This is a genomic window from Marinobacter nanhaiticus D15-8W (assembly GCF_036511935.1).
GTDB lineage: Bacteria > Pseudomonadota > Gammaproteobacteria > Pseudomonadales > Oleiphilaceae > Marinobacter_A > Marinobacter_A nanhaiticus.
Genome location: NZ_AP028878.1, coordinates 949,936 through 966,092 on the forward strand (window position 1 = coordinate 949,936; position 16,157 = coordinate 966,092).

Annotated in this window: 29 protein-coding genes; all 29 read left to right on the forward strand. The window is 55.6% G+C overall.

The window, feature by feature from the left end:
* Positions 1-121 precede the first annotated feature (121 nt).
* The 29 genes from rpsL (at position 122) to rpsK (ending at position 16,154) form a co-directional block, all read left to right on the forward strand.
* A complete protein-coding gene (gene rpsL, locus RE428_RS04305; RefSeq protein ID WP_004580739.1) occupies positions 122-496 on the forward strand; it encodes a 30S ribosomal protein S12 in 375 nt (124 codons plus the stop codon).
* Positions 497-604: 108 nt separating this feature from the next.
* A complete protein-coding gene (rpsG, locus tag RE428_RS04310) occupies positions 605-1,075 on the forward strand; it encodes a 30S ribosomal protein S7 (protein ID WP_004580740.1) in 471 nt (156 codons plus the stop codon).
* A gap of 18 nt (positions 1,076-1,093) precedes the next feature.
* A complete protein-coding gene (gene fusA, locus RE428_RS04315; RefSeq protein ID WP_004580741.1) occupies positions 1,094-3,199 on the forward strand; it encodes an elongation factor G in 2,106 nt (701 codons plus the stop codon).
* A gap of 34 nt (positions 3,200-3,233) precedes the next feature.
* Complete coding sequence (tuf, locus tag RE428_RS04320; RefSeq protein WP_338381167.1) at positions 3,234-4,430, forward strand: elongation factor Tu; 1,197 nt, start codon at positions 3,234-3,236, stop codon at positions 4,428-4,430.
* 186 nt (positions 4,431-4,616) lie between these two features.
* Positions 4,617-4,928, forward strand: a complete 312-nt coding sequence (gene rpsJ / locus RE428_RS04325; RefSeq protein WP_004580743.1) for a 30S ribosomal protein S10 — start codon at positions 4,617-4,619, stop codon at positions 4,926-4,928.
* Between the two features lie 75 nt (positions 4,929-5,003).
* Positions 5,004-5,642 (forward strand): 50S ribosomal protein L3, encoded by a 639-nt coding sequence (rplC, locus tag RE428_RS04330; RefSeq protein WP_004580744.1) that lies wholly within the window; start codon positions 5,004-5,006, stop codon positions 5,640-5,642.
* Positions 5,643-5,653: 11 nt separating this feature from the next.
* The gene (rplD, locus tag RE428_RS04335; RefSeq protein ID WP_004580745.1) at positions 5,654-6,259 is read left to right on the forward strand and encodes a 50S ribosomal protein L4; all 606 of its coding nucleotides are present in this window, start codon (positions 5,654-5,656) and stop codon (positions 6,257-6,259) included.
* Positions 6,256-6,549, forward strand: a complete 294-nt coding sequence (gene rplW, locus RE428_RS04340; protein ID WP_004580746.1) for a 50S ribosomal protein L23 — start codon at positions 6,256-6,258, stop codon at positions 6,547-6,549. Before rplD ends, rplW begins: the two co-directional genes overlap by 4 nt.
* A gap of 17 nt (positions 6,550-6,566) precedes the next feature.
* Positions 6,567-7,394 carry a 50S ribosomal protein L2 gene (gene rplB / locus RE428_RS04345; protein WP_004580747.1) on the forward strand — a complete coding sequence of 276 codons (828 nt, stop codon included), beginning with the start codon at positions 6,567-6,569 and terminating at the stop codon, positions 7,392-7,394.
* A gap of 23 nt (positions 7,395-7,417) precedes the next feature.
* Positions 7,418-7,693, forward strand: a complete 276-nt coding sequence (gene rpsS, locus RE428_RS04350) for a 30S ribosomal protein S19 (RefSeq protein WP_004580748.1) — start codon at positions 7,418-7,420, stop codon at positions 7,691-7,693.
* Between the two features lie 16 nt (positions 7,694-7,709).
* The gene (gene rplV, locus RE428_RS04355; RefSeq protein WP_004580749.1) at positions 7,710-8,042 is read left to right on the forward strand and encodes a 50S ribosomal protein L22; all 333 of its coding nucleotides are present in this window, start codon (positions 7,710-7,712) and stop codon (positions 8,040-8,042) included.
* An 11-nt stretch (positions 8,043-8,053) separates the two neighbouring features.
* Positions 8,054-8,737 (forward strand): 30S ribosomal protein S3, encoded by a 684-nt coding sequence (gene rpsC, locus RE428_RS04360; protein ID WP_004580750.1) that lies wholly within the window; start codon positions 8,054-8,056, stop codon positions 8,735-8,737.
* 12 nt (positions 8,738-8,749) lie between these two features.
* On the forward strand, positions 8,750-9,163 hold the full coding sequence (gene rplP, locus RE428_RS04365; RefSeq protein WP_004580751.1) for a 50S ribosomal protein L16: 414 nt from the start codon (positions 8,750-8,752) through the stop codon (positions 9,161-9,163).
* Positions 9,163-9,354 (forward strand): 50S ribosomal protein L29, encoded by a 192-nt coding sequence (gene rpmC / locus RE428_RS04370; RefSeq protein WP_004580752.1) that lies wholly within the window; start codon positions 9,163-9,165, stop codon positions 9,352-9,354. Before rplP ends, rpmC begins: the two co-directional genes overlap by 1 nt.
* 1 nt (position 9,355) lies before the next feature.
* The gene (gene rpsQ, locus RE428_RS04375) at positions 9,356-9,622 is read left to right on the forward strand and encodes a 30S ribosomal protein S17 (protein ID WP_004580753.1); all 267 of its coding nucleotides are present in this window, start codon (positions 9,356-9,358) and stop codon (positions 9,620-9,622) included.
* Between the two features lie 58 nt (positions 9,623-9,680).
* A complete protein-coding gene (gene rplN, locus RE428_RS04380; protein WP_004580754.1) occupies positions 9,681-10,049 on the forward strand; it encodes a 50S ribosomal protein L14 in 369 nt (122 codons plus the stop codon).
* Between the two features lie 16 nt (positions 10,050-10,065).
* Positions 10,066-10,386, forward strand: coding sequence for a 50S ribosomal protein L24 (gene rplX / locus RE428_RS04385; protein ID WP_004580755.1), 321 nt, complete (start codon positions 10,066-10,068; stop codon positions 10,384-10,386).
* A 15-nt stretch (positions 10,387-10,401) separates the two neighbouring features.
* Positions 10,402-10,941, forward strand: coding sequence for a 50S ribosomal protein L5 (gene rplE, locus RE428_RS04390; RefSeq protein ID WP_004580756.1), 540 nt, complete (start codon positions 10,402-10,404; stop codon positions 10,939-10,941).
* Positions 10,942-10,953: 12 nt separating this feature from the next.
* On the forward strand, positions 10,954-11,259 hold the full coding sequence (gene rpsN, locus RE428_RS04395) for a 30S ribosomal protein S14 (protein ID WP_004580757.1): 306 nt from the start codon (positions 10,954-10,956) through the stop codon (positions 11,257-11,259).
* Between the two features lie 80 nt (positions 11,260-11,339).
* A complete protein-coding gene (rpsH, locus tag RE428_RS04400) occupies positions 11,340-11,732 on the forward strand; it encodes a 30S ribosomal protein S8 (RefSeq protein WP_004580758.1) in 393 nt (130 codons plus the stop codon).
* A gap of 9 nt (positions 11,733-11,741) precedes the next feature.
* On the forward strand, positions 11,742-12,275 hold the full coding sequence (gene rplF / locus RE428_RS04405) for a 50S ribosomal protein L6 (RefSeq protein ID WP_004580759.1): 534 nt from the start codon (positions 11,742-11,744) through the stop codon (positions 12,273-12,275).
* 9 nt (positions 12,276-12,284) lie between these two features.
* Positions 12,285-12,632 carry a 50S ribosomal protein L18 gene (gene rplR / locus RE428_RS04410; RefSeq protein WP_004580760.1) on the forward strand — a complete coding sequence of 116 codons (348 nt, stop codon included), beginning with the start codon at positions 12,285-12,287 and terminating at the stop codon, positions 12,630-12,632.
* 12 nt (positions 12,633-12,644) lie between these two features.
* Entirely contained in the window at positions 12,645-13,145 is a 501-nt protein-coding gene (gene rpsE / locus RE428_RS04415; protein WP_004580761.1) for a 30S ribosomal protein S5, read from the forward strand.
* Between the two features lie 4 nt (positions 13,146-13,149).
* Positions 13,150-13,335 (forward strand): 50S ribosomal protein L30, encoded by a 186-nt coding sequence (gene rpmD / locus RE428_RS04420; RefSeq protein WP_004580762.1) that lies wholly within the window; start codon positions 13,150-13,152, stop codon positions 13,333-13,335.
* 1 nt (position 13,336) lies between these two features.
* The gene (rplO, locus tag RE428_RS04425; protein WP_004580763.1) at positions 13,337-13,771 is read left to right on the forward strand and encodes a 50S ribosomal protein L15; all 435 of its coding nucleotides are present in this window, start codon (positions 13,337-13,339) and stop codon (positions 13,769-13,771) included.
* A 17-nt stretch (positions 13,772-13,788) separates the two neighbouring features.
* Positions 13,789-15,108: a preprotein translocase subunit SecY gene (secY, locus tag RE428_RS04430; protein WP_004580764.1), complete on the forward strand. Its 1,320-nt coding sequence runs from the start codon at positions 13,789-13,791 to the stop codon at positions 15,106-15,108.
* A gap of 34 nt (positions 15,109-15,142) precedes the next feature.
* Positions 15,143-15,256, forward strand: a complete 114-nt coding sequence (rpmJ, locus tag RE428_RS04435) for a 50S ribosomal protein L36 (RefSeq protein ID WP_004580765.1) — start codon at positions 15,143-15,145, stop codon at positions 15,254-15,256.
* A 138-nt stretch (positions 15,257-15,394) separates the two neighbouring features.
* On the forward strand, positions 15,395-15,751 hold the full coding sequence (gene rpsM, locus RE428_RS04440; RefSeq protein WP_004580766.1) for a 30S ribosomal protein S13: 357 nt from the start codon (positions 15,395-15,397) through the stop codon (positions 15,749-15,751).
* A 13-nt stretch (positions 15,752-15,764) separates the two neighbouring features.
* Positions 15,765-16,154 carry a 30S ribosomal protein S11 gene (rpsK, locus tag RE428_RS04445; protein WP_004580767.1) on the forward strand — a complete coding sequence of 130 codons (390 nt, stop codon included), beginning with the start codon at positions 15,765-15,767 and terminating at the stop codon, positions 16,152-16,154.
* Positions 16,155-16,157 lie beyond the last annotated feature (3 nt).

Below are 16,157 nucleotides of genomic sequence, written 5' to 3' on the forward strand. Positions count from 1 at the left end.
AGCGATTGGTCAAAAAGGAAGCAGTCTTCTTGACTGACCTGGGACGCAGGCTTACACTTGCGTCCCTTAATTTTGCCCCTCGGGGCGATGTCAATGATCCAGTATTTTGGAGTTTGCTTACATGGCAACGATTAATCAGTTGGTACGTAAGCCTCGTAAACGCAAAGTGGCGAAGAGCGACGTGCCGGCGCTTCAGAGCTGCCCGCAGCGTCGGGGTGTATGTACTCGTGTATACACCACCACGCCGAAGAAGCCGAACTCAGCACTGCGTAAAGTGTGCCGTGTTCGTCTGACCAACGGTTACGAGGTGTCTTCCTATATCGGTGGTGAAGGCCACAACCTGCAGGAGCACAGTGTTGTTCTGATCCGCGGCGGTCGTGTAAAGGACTTGCCGGGTGTTCGTTATCACACAGTGCGCGGTACGTTGGACACCCAGGGTGTGCAGAACCGTAAGCAGGGCCGTTCCAAGTACGGTACTAAACGACCCAAGTCCTGATTTCCCTAGCGGGTCTTTTATCGTTGCCAAACGACGATAAGAGTAAGGCTGAGTAGCTAACAGCTATCTCAGGGGTTCCTGAAGACCTTTTTTATTGAGGGCTTATCGATGCCTAGAAGAAGAGTTGCAGCAAAACGGGAAATCATTCCTGATCCGAAATTTGGCAGCCAGCGCCTGGCCAAATTTATCAACCACGTTATGGAAAGCGGCAAGAAGTCCGTAGCCGAGCGCATTGTTTACGGCGCGCTCGATATCGTGGCTGAAAAATCCAAAGAAGAGCCGATCGAGATGTTTGAAAAGGCTCTGGAAAATATTCAACCGATGGTTGAGGTTAAATCTCGTCGTGTTGGGGGTGCCACCTATCAGGTTCCGGTGGAAGTTCGTGCCTCCCGTCAGAATGCTCTGGCAATGCGTTGGCTCGTAGAGTTCTCGCGCAAGCGTGGCGAAAAATCCATGGCTCAGCGTCTGGCCGGCGAAATTCTTGATGCTGCCGACAGCAAAGGTGCGGCAGTTAAGAAGCGCGAAGACGTACATCGCATGGCCGAAGCCAACAAGGCGTTCTCTCACTTCCGTTTCTAATAAGCCGAGGTTTTTACTGTGGCACGCAAGACCCCAATTAAGCGTTATCGCAACATCGGGATTTGTGCGCACGTTGATGCGGGCAAAACTACGACGACCGAGCGTGTTCTTTTTTACACCGGTATTTCCCACAAGATCGGTGAGGTTCATGATGGCGCGGCAACCATGGACTGGATGGAGCAGGAGCAGGAGCGTGGTATTACCATCACGTCTGCTGCTACCACCTGTTTCTGGCGCGGTATGGACCAGCAGTACGATGAGCATCGGATCAATATCATCGATACCCCGGGTCACGTTGACTTCACCATCGAAGTAGAGCGCTCCCTGCGCGTTCTGGACGGCGCCGTGGTCGTTTTCTGTGGTTCTTCAGGTGTTGAGCCTCAGTCCGAGACTGTATGGCGTCAGGCCAACAAGTACGAAGTTCCGCGCATGGTGTTCGTCAACAAGATGGACCGTGCCGGCGCGAACTTCCTGCGCGTCGTCGACCAGATCAAGAATCGTCTGGGCGCGACAGCTGTTCCTATTCAACTGCCGATCGGTGCTGAAGACGAATTCAAGGGTATCGTCGACCTGATTCGTAATAAGGCGATTTACTGGAATGAAGAAGATTCCGGTGCGACTTATGATCAGAAAGATGTGCCTGCCGACATGGCTGACGAAGTTGCCATGTACCGCGAACAGATGGTCGAGGCAGCGGCCGAGGCTAACGAAGAGTTGATGGAGAAGTACCTGGAAGAAGGTGAGCTTTCCATCGAGGACATCAAGAAAGGTCTTCGTCTGCGCACGATTGCTAACGAAATCGTTGTGGCAACCTGTGGTTCTGCGTTCAAGAACAAGGGTGTCCAGGCGGTGCTGGACTCGGTGATCGAGTTCCTGCCGGCGCCGGACGAGGTCAAGGCGATTCGTGGTGAAGTTGACGACGAGGGCACTGAGGAAACGCGTCCGGTCGACGACGAAGCGCCGTTCGCGGCCCTGGCGTTCAAGATTGCAACCGATCCGTTCGTGGGTACGCTGACGTTCTTCCGTGTCTACTCCGGTAAGCTGGAATCCGGCCAGGCGGTCTATAACTCTGTTAAGCAGAAGAAAGAGCGTGTCGGCCGTATGGTTCAGATGCACTCCAAGGATCGTCAGGAAATCAAGGAAGTGTTGGCCGGCGATATTGCTGCGGCTATCGGTTTGAAGAGCGTGACCACCGGTGACACCCTGTGTGCCGAGAACGCCAAGATCGTCCTGGAGCGTATGGAGTTCCCGGAGCCGGTTATCTCCGTAGCTGTCGAACCGAAGTCCAAGGCGGATCAGGAGAAGATGGGCGTTGCACTGGGTAAGTTGGCCCAGGAAGATCCTTCTTTCCGTGTCCGTACCGACGAGGAATCCGGCCAGACTATTATTTCTGGTATGGGTGAGCTTCACCTGGACATCATCGTTGACCGCATGCGTCGCGAGTTCAAGGTAGAGGCGAACATCGGTAAGCCTCAGGTGGCCTACCGTGAGTGCATCCGCAAGGCAGTAGATGTCGAAGGTAAGTTCGTCCGTCAGTCTGGTGGTCGTGGTCAGTACGGTCACGTTCACGTGAAGTTCGAGCCGATCCCGCTGGACGACGAAGATGCAGAAAACTTTATCTTCGTGAATGAGATCGTGGGTGGTGTGGTTCCGAAGGAATACATCCCGGCGGTTTCCCAGGGCATCGAGGAGCAGATGCAGAACGGTATCATCGCTGGGTATCCGCTGCTGGGTATCAAGGCAACGCTGCATGATGGTTCCTACCACGATGTTGACTCGAACGAGATGGCGTTCAAGATTGCCGGCTCCATGGCGCTGAAAAAGGCCGCTGAGCAGGCAAGTCCGGCGCTGCTCGAGCCGATGATGAAGGTTGAAGTCGTTACCCCGGAAGATTACATGGGTGACGTAGTTGGTGACCTGAACCGTCGTCGTGGTCTCGTTCAGGGTATGGAAGATGGCCCTTCGGGCAAGATCATCCGTGCTGAGGTTCCGTTGTCGGAGATGTTCGGTTACGCCACCGATCTGCGTTCTGCAACGCAGGGTCGTGCGTCCTACGCGATGGAGTTCTCGCGCTATGCAGAGGCTCCCTCGAACATTGCCGAAGCGATCATTAAAAAGGGTTGATACCCGGACTTAAGAAACAGGAAGAGGTGTAACCGTGTCTAAAGCTAAATTTGAGCGTAACAAACCGCACGTAAACGTGGGCACGATTGGCCACGTTGACCACGGCAAGACCACGCTGACCGCGGCGCTGACCCGCGTATGTCACGAAGTATGGGGTACCGGTGAGTCCCGTGCGTTCGACCAGATCGACAATGCTCCGGAAGAGCGTGCGCGTGGTATCACCATCGCGACCTCTCACGTTGAGTACGATTCTCCGACGCGTCACTACGCACACGTTGACTGCCCGGGTCACGCCGACTACGTAAAGAACATGATCACCGGTGCGGCGCAGATGGACGGCGCGATCCTGGTGTGTTCCGCAGCTGACGGCCCGATGCCGCAGACGCGTGAGCACATCCTGCTGTCCCGTCAGGTTGGTGTTCCCTTCATCGTCGTGTTCCTGAACAAGGCTGACATGGTCGATGACGAGGAGCTGCTGGAGCTGGTCGAGATGGAAGTGCGTGACCTGCTGAGCCAGTACGACTTCCCGGGCGACGATACGCCGATCATCACCGGTTCTGCGCTGATGGCGCTGGAAGGCAAGGATGACAATGAAATGGGTACTACCGCTGTGAAGAAGCTGGTAGAAGCCCTGGACGAGTACATCCCTGAGCCGGAGCGTGCGATCGATCAGCCGTTCCTGATGCCGATCGAGGACGTGTTCTCGATCTCTGGTCGCGGTACCGTTGTGACCGGTCGTGTTGAGCGTGGCATCATCAAGGTGGGTGACGAGGTTGAGATCGTGGGTATCCGCGATACCACCAAGACCACCTGTACCGGTGTTGAGATGTTCCGCAAGCTGCTGGACGAAGGTCGTGCGGGTGAGAACGTGGGTGTGCTGCTGCGTGGCACCAAGCGTGACGACGTTGAGCGTGGTCAGGTTCTGTGTGTGCCGGGCTCCATCAAGCCGCACACCAAGTTCGAGTCTGAAGTCTACGTTCTGAGCAAGGAAGAAGGTGGTCGTCATACTCCGTTCTTCAAGGGCTACCGTCCGCAGTTCTACTTCCGTACCACGGACGTGACCGGTGCTTGTGAACTGCCGGAAGGCGTTGAGATGGTCATGCCGGGCGACAACGTGAAGCTGGTTGCCACGCTGATCGCGCCGATCGCCATGGAAGAAGGTCTGCGCTTTGCGATTCGCGAAGGCGGCCGGACTGTTGGCGCAGGTGTTGTTGCCAAGATCATCGAGTAATCGATAGATCCCTGGAGAAAAGGGGCTGCCTCGTGCAGCCCCTTTTTCTATGAAAGGCGAATAGTTGCTGGCCCGAAAAAGTCCGTATGCGCACCTGCTTGACAGAGTTGAGTGTTCTGCATACAATGCGGCTCCTTTTTTTAAGGTCGGCTAACAGTAGCTGCTACGAGTGGAGTTTGGTGCAACATGCAAAGCCAAAAGATCAGAATCCGGTTGAAGGCGTTTGATTATCGCCTGATCGACCAGTCCACGCAGGAGATTGTCGATACCGCTAAGCGGACCGGCGCTCAGGTGCGTGGCCCAATTCCTCTGCCGACGCGCAAGGAAAAGTACACCGTATTGATCTCCCCGCACGTCAATAAAGACGCGCGCGATCAGTATGAAATTCGTACGCACAAGCGTCTGCTCGACATCGTTGAGCCGACGGAGAAGACAGTAGATGCATTGATGAAGCTTGATCTGGCAGCAGGTGTAGACGTTCAGATCAGCCTCGGCTAACGCGCAATGCGTTGGCTTGTGTAACTGTCATAAGGCCATAGAGGGTGAGAGCCCCGTACACTTAAGAGGTGAAACATGGCAATTGGTGTTGTCGGTCGTAAGGCCGGTATGACCCGTATTTTTACGGACGACGGGCAGGCGGTGCCCGTAACAGTGATTGAGGTTGAAGCCAACCGCATCACTCAGCTCAAGACGCTCGAAACCGATGGCTACCGCGCGGTCCAGGTGACTGTGGGTAAGCGTCGCGCCTCCCGTGTGACCAAGAGTGAGTCAGGCCATTTTGCCAAGGCGGGCGTAGAAGCCGGTCGTGGCGTATGGGAATTCCGCCTTGGTGACGGCGAAGGTGAAGAGCTCCAGGCTGGTGGCGAGATCGTGGCCTCCATTTTTGAGGCTGGCCAGATGGTAGACGCAACCGCAACTTCCAAGGGTAAAGGCTTCGCCGGTACCGTTAAGCGCTGGAATTTTGCAACCCAGGACGCTACTCACGGTAACTCCCTTTCTCATCGCGCTCCGGGTTCGATTGGTCAGAACCAGACTCCGGGTAAAGTTTTCAAAGGCAAGAAGATGGCTGGCCAGATGGGTAATGAGCGGGTCACCGTTCAGAACCTGGAAGTGGTCCGCGTCGATGCTGAGCGCAACCTGCTGCTCGTGAAGGGTGCCGTTCCCGGCGCTACTGGCGGCAACGTTGTCATCAAGCCTGCAGTTAAAGCCTGAGGAGCGATGCGATGGAACTGAAAATTACTGGTAGCGGCGAAGGCGTTTCTGTTTCCGACGCTGCATTCGCGAAAGATTTCAACGAGTCGCTGGTTCACCAGGTCGTTACGGCTTACATGGCTGGCGCTCGTCAGGGTACTCGTGCCCAGAAGACGCGCTCCGAGGTTAGCGGCGGTGGCAAAAAGCCGTGGCGCCAGAAGGGTACCGGCCGTGCTCGTGCGGGTACTATTCGTAGCCCGATCTGGCGTACTGGTGGTGTGACCTTCGCAGCTAAGCCGCAGGATCACTCCCAGAAAGTCAACCGCAAGATGTACCGTGCCGCGCTGCGCTCTATTTTTTCCGAGCTGGTGCGTCAGGAGCGTCTGGTCGTGGTGGACGACGTCAGCGTTGATTCCCCCAAGACCAAGGCGTTCAACGCCAAGCTTAAGGATCTGGGCGTGTCGAGCGCACTGATTCTGGCGGACAGCGTTGAGCAGAACCTGCACCTGGCATCGCGTAACATTCCCCATGTCGACGTGCGTGATGTTGCGGGTCTGGATCCGGTGAGTCTGGTTGCTTATGAAAACGTTGTGGTTACCGTGCCGGCTCTGAAGAAGATTGAGGAGATGCTGGGATGAATCAGGAGCGTATTTATAAGGTCCTGTTGGGACCACATGTTTCCGAAAAGGCCTCCTTGGTCGCAGAAAGCAACCAGGTCGTGTTTCGAGTCGCTGCTGACGCGACGAAGCCGGAGGTTAAACGCGCTGTTGAGCAACTGTTCAACGTCAAAGTCGAAGGTGTTCAGATCCTGAATCGCAAGGGTAAGTTGAAGCGCACGGTTCGTGGCTTCGGTAAGCGCGACGATCTTCGCAAAGCTTACGTTCGTCTTGCTGAAGGTCAGGAAATCGACTTTGTGGATGTGGAATAAGGTAAAGGGGTCGTAAAATGCCGATCGTCAAAACCAAGCCAACATCGCCCGGCCGCCGTCACGTTGTAAAGACTTACAATCCTGACCTGCACAAAGGCAAGCCTTTCGAGCCGTTGGTTGAATCATTGAGCCGCACCGGTGGTCGTAACCACTTCGGTCGGATCACAACGCGTCACGTCGGTGGTGGTCACAAGCGTCACTACCGTCTGATTGACTTCAAGCGGACCAAAGATGGTATCCCGGCTGTCGTAGAACGCCTGGAATACGATCCGAACCGCTCTGCGCACATCGCGCTGCTGAAGTATGCCGATGGCGAGCGTCGTTACATTGTCGCTCCCAAAGGCGTTTCGGCTGGTGATGAGGTGCGTTCCGGTATCGACGCGCCGATTAAGGTGGGTAGCACGCTGCCGCTCCGGAATATTCCGGTTGGTTCCGTCGTCCACTGCGTCGAACTCAAGCCTGGAAAGGGTGCTCAGCTGGCTCGCAGTGCGGGTGCATCCGTACAGCTGGTTGCCCGTGAAGGTGCATACGCAACACTGCGCCTTCGTTCAGGTGAAATGCGTAAGGTGCTTGTGGAATGTCGCGCAACGTTGGGTGAAGTGTCCAACAGCGAGCACAGCCTCAAGCAGCTTGGTAAAGCGGGTGCATCACGTTGGCGCGGCAAACGCCCAACAGTACGTGGTGTTGCTATGAACCCAGTTGACCACCCACATGGTGGTGGTGAAGGGCGTACCTCTGGCGGACGTCACCCTGTTACTCCTTGGGGTGTTCCGACCAAAGGGCATAAGACTCGTAAGAACAAGCGTACTGACCGAATGATAGTACGTCGTCGTTCAGCCAAGTAAACGACTACATAGAGGTATTTGCTGTGCCACGTTCTTTGAAGAAAGGTCCTTTTATTGACCTGCATCTGTTGAAGAAGGTTGAGGCAGCTCTGGAAGGTAACGACAAGCGGCCGATCAAGACCTGGTCCCGCCGGTCGACAATCTTCCCGGAGATGGTAGGCCTGACCATTGCAATCCATAACGGCAAGCAACATGTGCCGGTCCATGTTACTGAAGACATGGTGGGTCACAAACTGGGTGAGTTCGCTGCTACGCGCACTTACCGCGGTCATGCTGCCGACAAGAAAGCTAAACGCTGATTGAGGGTATAGAGAAATGGAAGTAGCGGCTAAGTACAAAGGCGCTCGCCTCTCTGCTCAGAAAGCGCGTCTTGTCGCAGATCAGGTCCGCGGCAAGGCAGTAGAGGAAGCCCTGAATATTCTGACTTTCAGCCCGAAGAAGGCTGCGGTGGTTATCAAGAAAGCCTTGGAATCCGCCATTGCCAATGCTGAGCATAATGAAGGTCTGGACGTTGACGAGTTGCGGGTGGCCACCATCATGGTGGACGAAGGTCCGGCGCTCAAGCGAATCAAGGCTCGAGCCAAGGGGCGCGCTGACCGCATTTTCAAGCGCACCTGTCATATCACCGTCAAGGTCGCCGACAAGTAGGAGATGCTCAGATGGGTCATAAGGTAAATCCAACCGGTATTCGGCTGGGTGTGATTAAAGAGCACAACTCAGTCTGGTATGCCGAAAAACAGGAGTATGCGAACAATCTGCTGAACGATCTGCAGGTTCGTAATTTCCTCGAGAAGCGTCTGGAGAAGGCGTCTGTAAGCAAGATTGTGATCGAGCGCCCTGCTCAGAACGCCCGTATCACGATCCATACCGCCCGCCCCGGTATCGTTATCGGGAAGAAGGGTGAAGATGTTGACCGTCTGCGTCGCGAAGTCAGCGAGATGATGGGCGTGCCTGTGCACATCAACATCGAAGAGGTCCGTAAGCCGGATCTGGATGCCAAGCTGGTTGCCCAGAATGTGGCGGGCCAGTTGGAGCGTCGCGTCATGTTCCGTCGCGCTATGAAGCGTGCGGTCCAGAACGCGATGCGCCAGGGCGCAAAAGGTATCAAGATCCAGGTCGGCGGCCGTCTGGGCGGTGCGGAAATCGCACGCTCCGAGTGGTATCGCGAAGGTCGTGTACCTCTGCACACACTGCGTGCGGATATCGATTACGCGACATACGAAGCGCATACCACATACGGTGTTATCGGCGTCAAGGTATGGATCTTCAAGGGCGAGATTCTTGGCGGCATGGAGCAAGTCCGTGCTGAGAAGGATGCCTCTCGCAAGAAAGGTTCTAAGTAAAGGGGCACTCGTATGCTGCAGCCAAAACGCACCAAATTTCGCAAGGTAATGAAAGGCCGTAACACCGGCCTGGCGCACCGCGGCAACAAGGTGAGCTTCGGTGAGTACGGATTGAAGGCGACGAGCCGTGGGCGTATAACTGCGCGCCAGATTGAGGCGGCACGACGCACAATGACTCGTCGTATCAAGCGGGGCGGTAAGATCTGGATCCGGGTCTTCCCGGACAAGCCGATCACCGGCAAGCCGCTGGAAGTACGTATGGGTAAAGGTAAGGGTTCTGTCGAGTACTGGGTAGCTGAGATTCAGCCCGGCAAGATGTTGTACGAGATGGAAGGCGTTCCCGAGGAAGTCGCGCGTGAAGCGTTCACTCTGGCCGCTGCGAAGCTGCCGGTTGCGACAACCTTTGTTACGAGGACGGTGATGTGATGAAAGCAACAGAGCTGCGTGAAAAGTCAGTCGAGGAGCTGAACAAAGAGCTGATCGACCTCCTGAAGGAGCAGTTCAACCTGCGCATGCGCAAGGCGACAGGTCAGCTGAATCAGTCTCACCTCCTCAGCAAGGTTAAGCGCGACATCGCTCGCGTGAAAACGGTTATGAATGAAAAGGCAGGACAGTGACATGACTGAAGCTACTAAGACTGCCAGAACCCTGAGCGGCAAGGTCGTGAGCAACAAGATGGAGAAATCCATCGTGGTTCTGGTTGAGCGCCAGGTTAAACACCCGCTTTACGGCAAGTACGTTAAGCGCTCAACCAAAATTCACGCCCATGACGAGAACAATCAGTGCAACATCGGCGACACAGTTCGGATCGAGGAAACTCGTCCGATCTCAAAGACCAAGAGCTGGGCTCTGGTAGACGTCGTCGAACGCGCTTCGAAGGTGTAACTCGCCCGGACGGTGAGTCTTGTCGTAACGGCAAAGTGGTTTCTGCTGGAGAACAACCATGATTCAGACTCAAACAATGCTTGAGGTCGCGGACAACAGTGGTGCCCGTCGTGTGATGTGCATCAAGGTCCTGGGCGGTTCACACCGGCGTTACGCCAGCGTGGGAGACATTATTAAGGTGACCGTTAAGGAAGCCATTCCCCGCGGGAAAGTGCGCAAGGGCCAGGTCCTCAAGGCTGTCGTAGTACGTACCGCCAAGGGTGTTCGTCGCCCGGACGGTTCGTTGATTCGTTTCGACGGCAACGCGGCTGTACTTCTGAACAACCAGGACGCGCCTATCGGCACCCGGATCTTTGGTCCGGTGACCCGTGAGCTGCGTAGCGAAAAGTTCATGAAGATCATTTCACTGGCACCCGAAGTACTGTAAGGACTAGAGGCCGGTTATGAAGAAAATCAAACGAGATGACGAAGTTATCGTCACCACGGGAAAAGACAAGGGTAAGCGCGGCAAGGTCCTGAAGGTTCAGGATGACGGCCGGGTGATTGTTTCCGGGATCAATATGATCAAGAAGCACACCAAGCCCAACCCGATGGTCGGTACGCCGGGTGGCATCGTCGAGAAAGAAGCACCTATCCAGGCTTCCAACGTGGCTATTTTTAATCCGCAGACCGGCAAAGCCGATCGTGTTGGCTTCCAGAACAAGGAAGACGGCAGCAAAATGCGGATTTTCAAGTCCACGAAAGAAGCAGTCGATAACCAGTAAGCGGTGGTGGTTACGATGCTTAACATGAAAGAGATGTACAAAAAGGACGTGGTACCCGCCCTGCAAAACGAGTTCAAGTATGTGAACCCGATGCAGGTGCCGCGTATCGAAAAAATCACCCTGAACATGGGTGTCGGCGAAGCGGTTGGTGACAAGAAGCTGATCGAGAACGCGGTTGCGGATCTCGAGCGTCTGTCCGGTCAGAAGCCGGTTGTTACCAAGGCACGCAAATCCGTCGCGGGCTTCAAGATTCGTGAAGGCTGGCCGATCGGCTGTAAGGTGACCCTGCGCGGCGAGCGTATGTGGGACTTCTTCGATCGTCTGGTTCACATCGCGATTCCCCGTGTACGCGACTTCCGTGGCCTGAATCCGAAGTCTTTTGATGGCCGTGGTAACTACAGCATGGGCGTGCGTGAGCAGATCATCTTCCCCGAAATCGAGTACGACAAGGTCGATAAGATTCGCGGGCTGGATATCACTATCACCACCTCGGCGGGTACCGATGAAGAAGGCCGTGAATTGCTGAAAGCTTTTGGCTTTCCGTTCAAGAAATAAGGAACGAGCGTTATGGCTAAGGTATCGATGAAAAACCGTGAGCTGAAGCGTCAGCAAACCGTCGAGAAATACGCGGCGAAGCGCGCTGAGCTCAAGGCGATTATCAAGAACCCGAACACCAGCGACGAAGACCGTTGGGATGCTCAGATCAAACTGCAGCAGCTTCCCCGTGATGCAAGCCCGTCACGTCTTCGTAACCGCTGCCAGCTCACCGGTCGCCCCCACGGCGTTCTGCGTAAATTCCAGCTTTCACGTATCAAACTTCGTGAAGCCGGCATGCGCGGTGACGTACCGGGACTGACCAAGTCCAGCTGGTAAGCAGGTAGGCACTTCGGTGCCTGTTGGTAAGCGGTGCGGCAAGCCGCTGCACAACTGAAAAGATCAGGAGCCTCATACCAATGAGTATGCAAGACACGCTTGCGGATATGATTACTCGCATCCGCAACGCACAGATGGCATCCAAAGCAGACGTAACGATGCCGTCTTCAAAGATGAAGGTCTCGGTAGCCCAGGTCCTCAAGGACGAAGGCTACGTGCAGGACTTTTCCGTCTCAGCTGACGCCAAGCCCGAGCTGACCGTTACCCTCAAGTATTTCGAGGGCAAGCCGGTTATCGAGTCTATCAAGCGGGTCAGCCGTCCGAGTCTGCGCCAATACAAAGGCGCTGGGGAACTGCCGAAGGTTGCCGGCGGTCTGGGTATTGCCATCGTGTCGACGTCCAGGGGCGTCATGACCGATCGCGCCGCGCGTCAAGCCGGCGTGGGTGGCGAAGTCATCTGCACCGTATTTTAGGAGTTACACATGTCCAGGGTTGCCAATAATCCTGTCGTGCTGCCTTCCGGTGTTGAGGTTAAGCTGAGCGGACAGGAAATCAATGTGAAGGGCTCCAAGGGAGCGCTTCAGTTCACCATCCACGACGCGGTCGAGGTAAAGCAGGAAGAGAATGTCCTGCGGTTTGCCGCTCGTGATGGCGCAAAACAGTCTCGTGCCCTTGCCGGTACCACCCGTGCACTGGTCAACAACATGGTGACCGGCGTAAGCGCTGGCTTCGAGCGTAAGCTCCAGCTGGTAGGCGTCGGCTACCGTGCCCAGGCGCAGGGTAAAAAGCTCAATCTGACTCTGGGTTTCTCTCACCCGGTTGAGTACGAGCTGCCCGAAGGTATCACGGCTGAAACACCGTCTCAGACCGAAGTCGTGATTCGGGGTATCGATAAGCAACAGGTTGGCCAAGTCGCAGCTGAAATCCGCGCTTACCGTCCGCCCGAGCCCTATAAGGGTAAGGGTGTTCGTTACGCGGATGAGCTGGTCAGACGTAAAGAAGCCAAGAAGAAATAAGGCGGGACTATGAGCGCGAATAACGAAAGATTGCGTCGCGCACGTAAAGTGCGCATGAAGATCCGTGAGCTGGGCGCCAATCGTCTCTGTGTACATCGTACGCCGCGGCATATGTACGCTCAGGTTACGACTGCAGACGGCAGTAAGGTTCTGGCTTCTGCCTCCACGCTGGACAAGGAATTGCGCCAGGGTGCGACCGGCAACGTGGAAGCTGCCAAGAAAGTCGGTCAGCTCATTGCTGAGCGTGCCAAGGCAGCCGGTATTGAGCAGGTTGCATTCGACCGTTCCGGCTATCGCTATCATGGTCGCATTCAGGCGTTGGCCGATGCGGCGCGTGAAGCTGGCCTGCAATTCTAAGAGGTGGAGAAGATGAGCGTGAATGATCAGAAAGCGCCTGAGCTCCAGGAAAAGCTGGTTCAGGTCAACCGCGTCGCGAAAGTAGTGAAAGGCGGTCGTATTTTTGCCTTCACTGCGCTGACTGTGGTTGGTGATGGTAAGGGTCGTGTAGGCTTCGGTCGTGGCAAGGCGCGTGAAGTGCCGGTTGCGATCCAGAAAGCGATGGAAGCAGCACGTAAGAACATGGTTGACGTACCGCTGAAGGGGAACACCTTGCAGTACCCGGTTCGCGCTACTCACGGCGGATCCAAGGTGTACATGCAACCGGCGTCCGAAGGTACCGGTATCATCGCCGGTGGTGCGATGCGCGCGGTGCTCGAAGTTGCCGGTGTTCAGAACGTCCTGTCCAAGTGTTACGGCTCGACCAATCCGGTCAACGTGGTCCGTTCCACTATCAAGGGTCTCCAGGCCATGAAAGCGCCTGAAGATGTTGCAGCCAAGCGCGGCAAGACCGTGGAAGATATTCTGGGTTGAAGTCATGGCGAACAAGACAATGAAAGTCACACTGACCCGCAGCCCGATCGGCTGTCAGCCCAAGCACAAAGAGTGCGTCAAGGGCCTGGGTCTACGTAAGATCGGTCATACCGTCGAGCTGGAAGATACCCCTTCCACGCGCGGTATGGTGAACCGTATTAATTACATGGTTCGGGTGGAGGATAACTAAGATGCGTCTTAACGAACTTAGTCCGGAACCCGGTTCACGTCCATCCGCGAAGCGGGTTGGTCGCGGTATCGGTAGCGGTCTCGGTAAAACCGGCGGCCGTGGTCATAAAGGTCTGAAATCACGTTCAGGCGGTAGCGTAGCGCCGGGCTTTGAAGGCGGTCAGCAGCCACTGGCTCGCCGTCTGCCGAAGTTCGGCTTTACCTCTCGCCAAGCCCGTTTCGAGGCGGAAATCCGCCTCAACGAGCTGGCGAAGGTCGATGGCGACGTGGCCGACCTGGAAGCGCTGAAGAAGGCGGACATCATCCGCGAAGAGATTCGTGCGGCGAAAGTCATTCTTTCCGGTGAGCTGACCCGTCCGGTTACGGTCAAGGGTCTGAAGGTCACCAAAGGCGCGCGTGAAGCCATCACGGCTGCAGGCGGAAAAATCGAAGACTAAGGCGAGTCGGGGACATAATGGCCAAGACAGCATCAATGCCGGCGGGAGTCGGGAAAGGATTTGCAGAGCTGCGTTCGCGGCTCTGGTTCGTATTCCTGGCGCTTCTGGTGTACCGCATCGGTGCCCATATTCCGGTACCGGGTATTAATCCTGATCGCTTGGCAGCCTTGTTTGATCAGAACCAGGGGACCATCCTGGGCCTGTTTAACATGTTCTCTGGTGGTGCCCTCGAGCGGATGAGTATCTTCGCGCTGGGCATCATGCCTTACATTTCGGCCTCAATTATCATGCAGCTCATGACTGCGGTCAGTCCGCAGCTTGAGCAGCTGAAGAAAGAGGGCGAAGCTGGTCGTCGCAAGATCAGTCAGTACACGCGCTACGGCACCGTATTGCTTGCCCTGGTTCAGGGTCTCGGTATTTCCGTGGGTCTGGCCTCCCAGGGCGTTACGTTCAACGACAGTTTCAGTTTCCACTTTGTGGCTGTGGTGTCGTTTGTCAGTGGTGCGGTGTTCATGATGTGGCTGGGCGAGCAGATCACCGAGCGCGGTATCGGTAACGGTATCTCCCTCTTGATCTTTGCCGGGATCGTCGCTGGTCTGCCTGGTGCCATCGGACAGACCCTTGAGCAGGCTCGTAGTGGTGAGATGAGCCTCCTGGTGGTGCTCGGCATCGCTGTGCTGGCCATTGCTGTTGTAGGCTTCGTGGTCTTCATGGAGCGTGGGCAGCGTCGTCTGACGATCAACTACGCCAAGCGTCAGCAGGGCCGCCGGGTGTTTGCCCAGCAGTCCAGCCATCTGCCGCTCAAGGTCAACATGGCCGGTGTTATCCCGCCGATCTTCGCTTCTTCTATCCTGCTGTTCCCAGCGTCGCTGGGTCAGTGGTTCGGTCAGGGCGAAGGCATGGAGTGGCTGGGTAGTCTGTCGCAGGCGTTGGCGCCGAGCCAGCCGCTGTACATCATCCTGTTCGCGGCGGCGGTGATCTTCTTTTGCTTCTTCTATACAGCGCTGATGTACAATCCGCGCGAAGTTGCAGACAACCTCAAGCGTTCAGGCGCATTCATACCGGGAATTCGTCCGGGTGAGCAGACTGCGAAGTATATTGATGGTGTACTGACTCGTCTGACGTTGTTTGGTGCCCTGTACATCACGGCAGTGTCGCTGTTCCCGCAATTCCTGATGGTGGCGGGTAACGTTCCGTTCTATCTGGGTGGAACTTCACTGCTGATTGTAGTTGTGGTCGTGATGGATTTCATGGCACAGGTTCAGTCTCATCTGATGTCCCATCAGTATGAGTCGCTGATGAAAAAGTCCAATCTCAAGGGCTATGGTCGGGGCTGACTGAGTCAGTCCCCCGGTAACACTGGAGTCGACAATGAAAGTACGCGCTTCGGTAAAGAAAATTTGCCGTAACTGCAAAGTCATTCGTCGCAATGGCTCGGTTCGAGTCATCTGCACGGAACCTCGTCACAAGCAGCGTCAGGGCTGATATCCAAGCGATATCATTCTGGAACGCAAAGGGGCGAAATGATGGTGCTTGATCTTTAATCGATCAAGGGCTATCATTTCGCGCCCTTTTTGTGGCGGAAAATTCACACAGCAAAGCTTTGAACGCGGAGTAATTTGGATGGCACGTATAGCCGGTGTCAATATACCCGATAACAAACATGCTGTTATCTCACTGACTTACATCTTTGGAGTTGGTAAGACTGCAGCACAGAAGCTTTGCGATGCAGCCGGCATCAAGCCGGACGCCAAGGTCAAGGACCTTAGCGACGATCAGGTTGAAGCGCTTCGTACCGAAGTGGGCAAGCTGACTGTTGAAGGTGATCTGCGTCGTGAAGTTCAGATGAACATTAAGCGTTTGAAGGATCTGGGCTGCTTCCGTGGTCTGCGTCATCGTCATGGACTTCCCGTCCGTGGCCAGCGCACCAAGACCAACGCTCGCACCCGCAAAGGTCCTCGCAAACCGATTCGCAAGTAACAGGTAGGCAAACATGGCAAAGCCAGGTACACGTACCCGTAAAAAGGTGAAAAAGACGGTTGTTGATGGCGTCGCGCACATCCACGCGTCCTTCAACAACACGATCGTGACCATTTCTGATCGTCAGGGCAATGTCCTGTCCTGGGCCACTTCTGGTGGTTCCGGCTTCCGTGGGTCACGCAAGAGCACACCTTTTGCTGCGCAGGTAGCAGCTGAAAGAGCCGGTAACGCGGCTGCTGAATACGGCCTTAAAAACCTGGATGTAGAGGTTAAGGGTCCTGGGCCCGGACGTGAATCCGCTGTACGCGCGCTGAATGGCTGCGGGTACAAGATTACCAACATCACTGATGTCACGCCGATTCCGCACAACGGCTGCCGTCCGCCCAAGAAGCGCCGCGTGTAAGAC

Coding starts and splice junctions, on each gene's coding strand:
- rpsL (WP_004580739.1), top strand. CDS start 122: ATGGCAACGATTAATCAGTTGGTACGTAAGCCTCGTAAACGCAAAGTG.
- rpsG (WP_004580740.1), top strand. CDS start 605: ATGCCTAGAAGAAGAGTTGCAGCAAAACGGGAAATCATTCCTGATCCG.
- rpsJ (WP_004580743.1), top strand. CDS start 4,617: ATGCAAAGCCAAAAGATCAGAATCCGGTTGAAGGCGTTTGATTATCGC.
- rplC (WP_004580744.1), top strand. CDS start 5,004: ATGGCAATTGGTGTTGTCGGTCGTAAGGCCGGTATGACCCGTATTTTT.
- rplD (WP_004580745.1), top strand. CDS start 5,654: ATGGAACTGAAAATTACTGGTAGCGGCGAAGGCGTTTCTGTTTCCGAC.
- rplW (WP_004580746.1), top strand. CDS start 6,256: ATGAATCAGGAGCGTATTTATAAGGTCCTGTTGGGACCACATGTTTCC.
- rplB (WP_004580747.1), top strand. CDS start 6,567: ATGCCGATCGTCAAAACCAAGCCAACATCGCCCGGCCGCCGTCACGTT.
- rplV (WP_004580749.1), top strand. CDS start 7,710: ATGGAAGTAGCGGCTAAGTACAAAGGCGCTCGCCTCTCTGCTCAGAAA.
- rpsC (WP_004580750.1), top strand. CDS start 8,054: ATGGGTCATAAGGTAAATCCAACCGGTATTCGGCTGGGTGTGATTAAA.
- rplP (WP_004580751.1), top strand. CDS start 8,750: ATGCTGCAGCCAAAACGCACCAAATTTCGCAAGGTAATGAAAGGCCGT.
- rpmC (WP_004580752.1), top strand. CDS start 9,163: ATGAAAGCAACAGAGCTGCGTGAAAAGTCAGTCGAGGAGCTGAACAAA.
- rpsQ (WP_004580753.1), top strand. CDS start 9,356: ATGACTGAAGCTACTAAGACTGCCAGAACCCTGAGCGGCAAGGTCGTG.
- rplN (WP_004580754.1), top strand. CDS start 9,681: ATGATTCAGACTCAAACAATGCTTGAGGTCGCGGACAACAGTGGTGCC.
- rplX (WP_004580755.1), top strand. CDS start 10,066: ATGAAGAAAATCAAACGAGATGACGAAGTTATCGTCACCACGGGAAAA.
- rplE (WP_004580756.1), top strand. CDS start 10,402: ATGCTTAACATGAAAGAGATGTACAAAAAGGACGTGGTACCCGCCCTG.
- rpsN (WP_004580757.1), top strand. CDS start 10,954: ATGGCTAAGGTATCGATGAAAAACCGTGAGCTGAAGCGTCAGCAAACC.
- rpsH (WP_004580758.1), top strand. CDS start 11,340: ATGAGTATGCAAGACACGCTTGCGGATATGATTACTCGCATCCGCAAC.
- rplF (WP_004580759.1), top strand. CDS start 11,742: ATGTCCAGGGTTGCCAATAATCCTGTCGTGCTGCCTTCCGGTGTTGAG.
- rplR (WP_004580760.1), top strand. CDS start 12,285: ATGAGCGCGAATAACGAAAGATTGCGTCGCGCACGTAAAGTGCGCATG.
- rpsE (WP_004580761.1), top strand. CDS start 12,645: ATGAGCGTGAATGATCAGAAAGCGCCTGAGCTCCAGGAAAAGCTGGTT.
- rpmD (WP_004580762.1), top strand. CDS start 13,150: ATGGCGAACAAGACAATGAAAGTCACACTGACCCGCAGCCCGATCGGC.
- rplO (WP_004580763.1), top strand. CDS start 13,337: ATGCGTCTTAACGAACTTAGTCCGGAACCCGGTTCACGTCCATCCGCG.
- secY (WP_004580764.1), top strand. CDS start 13,789: ATGGCCAAGACAGCATCAATGCCGGCGGGAGTCGGGAAAGGATTTGCA.
- rpmJ (WP_004580765.1), top strand. CDS start 15,143: ATGAAAGTACGCGCTTCGGTAAAGAAAATTTGCCGTAACTGCAAAGTC.
- rpsM (WP_004580766.1), top strand. CDS start 15,395: ATGGCACGTATAGCCGGTGTCAATATACCCGATAACAAACATGCTGTT.
- rpsK (WP_004580767.1), top strand. CDS start 15,765: ATGGCAAAGCCAGGTACACGTACCCGTAAAAAGGTGAAAAAGACGGTT.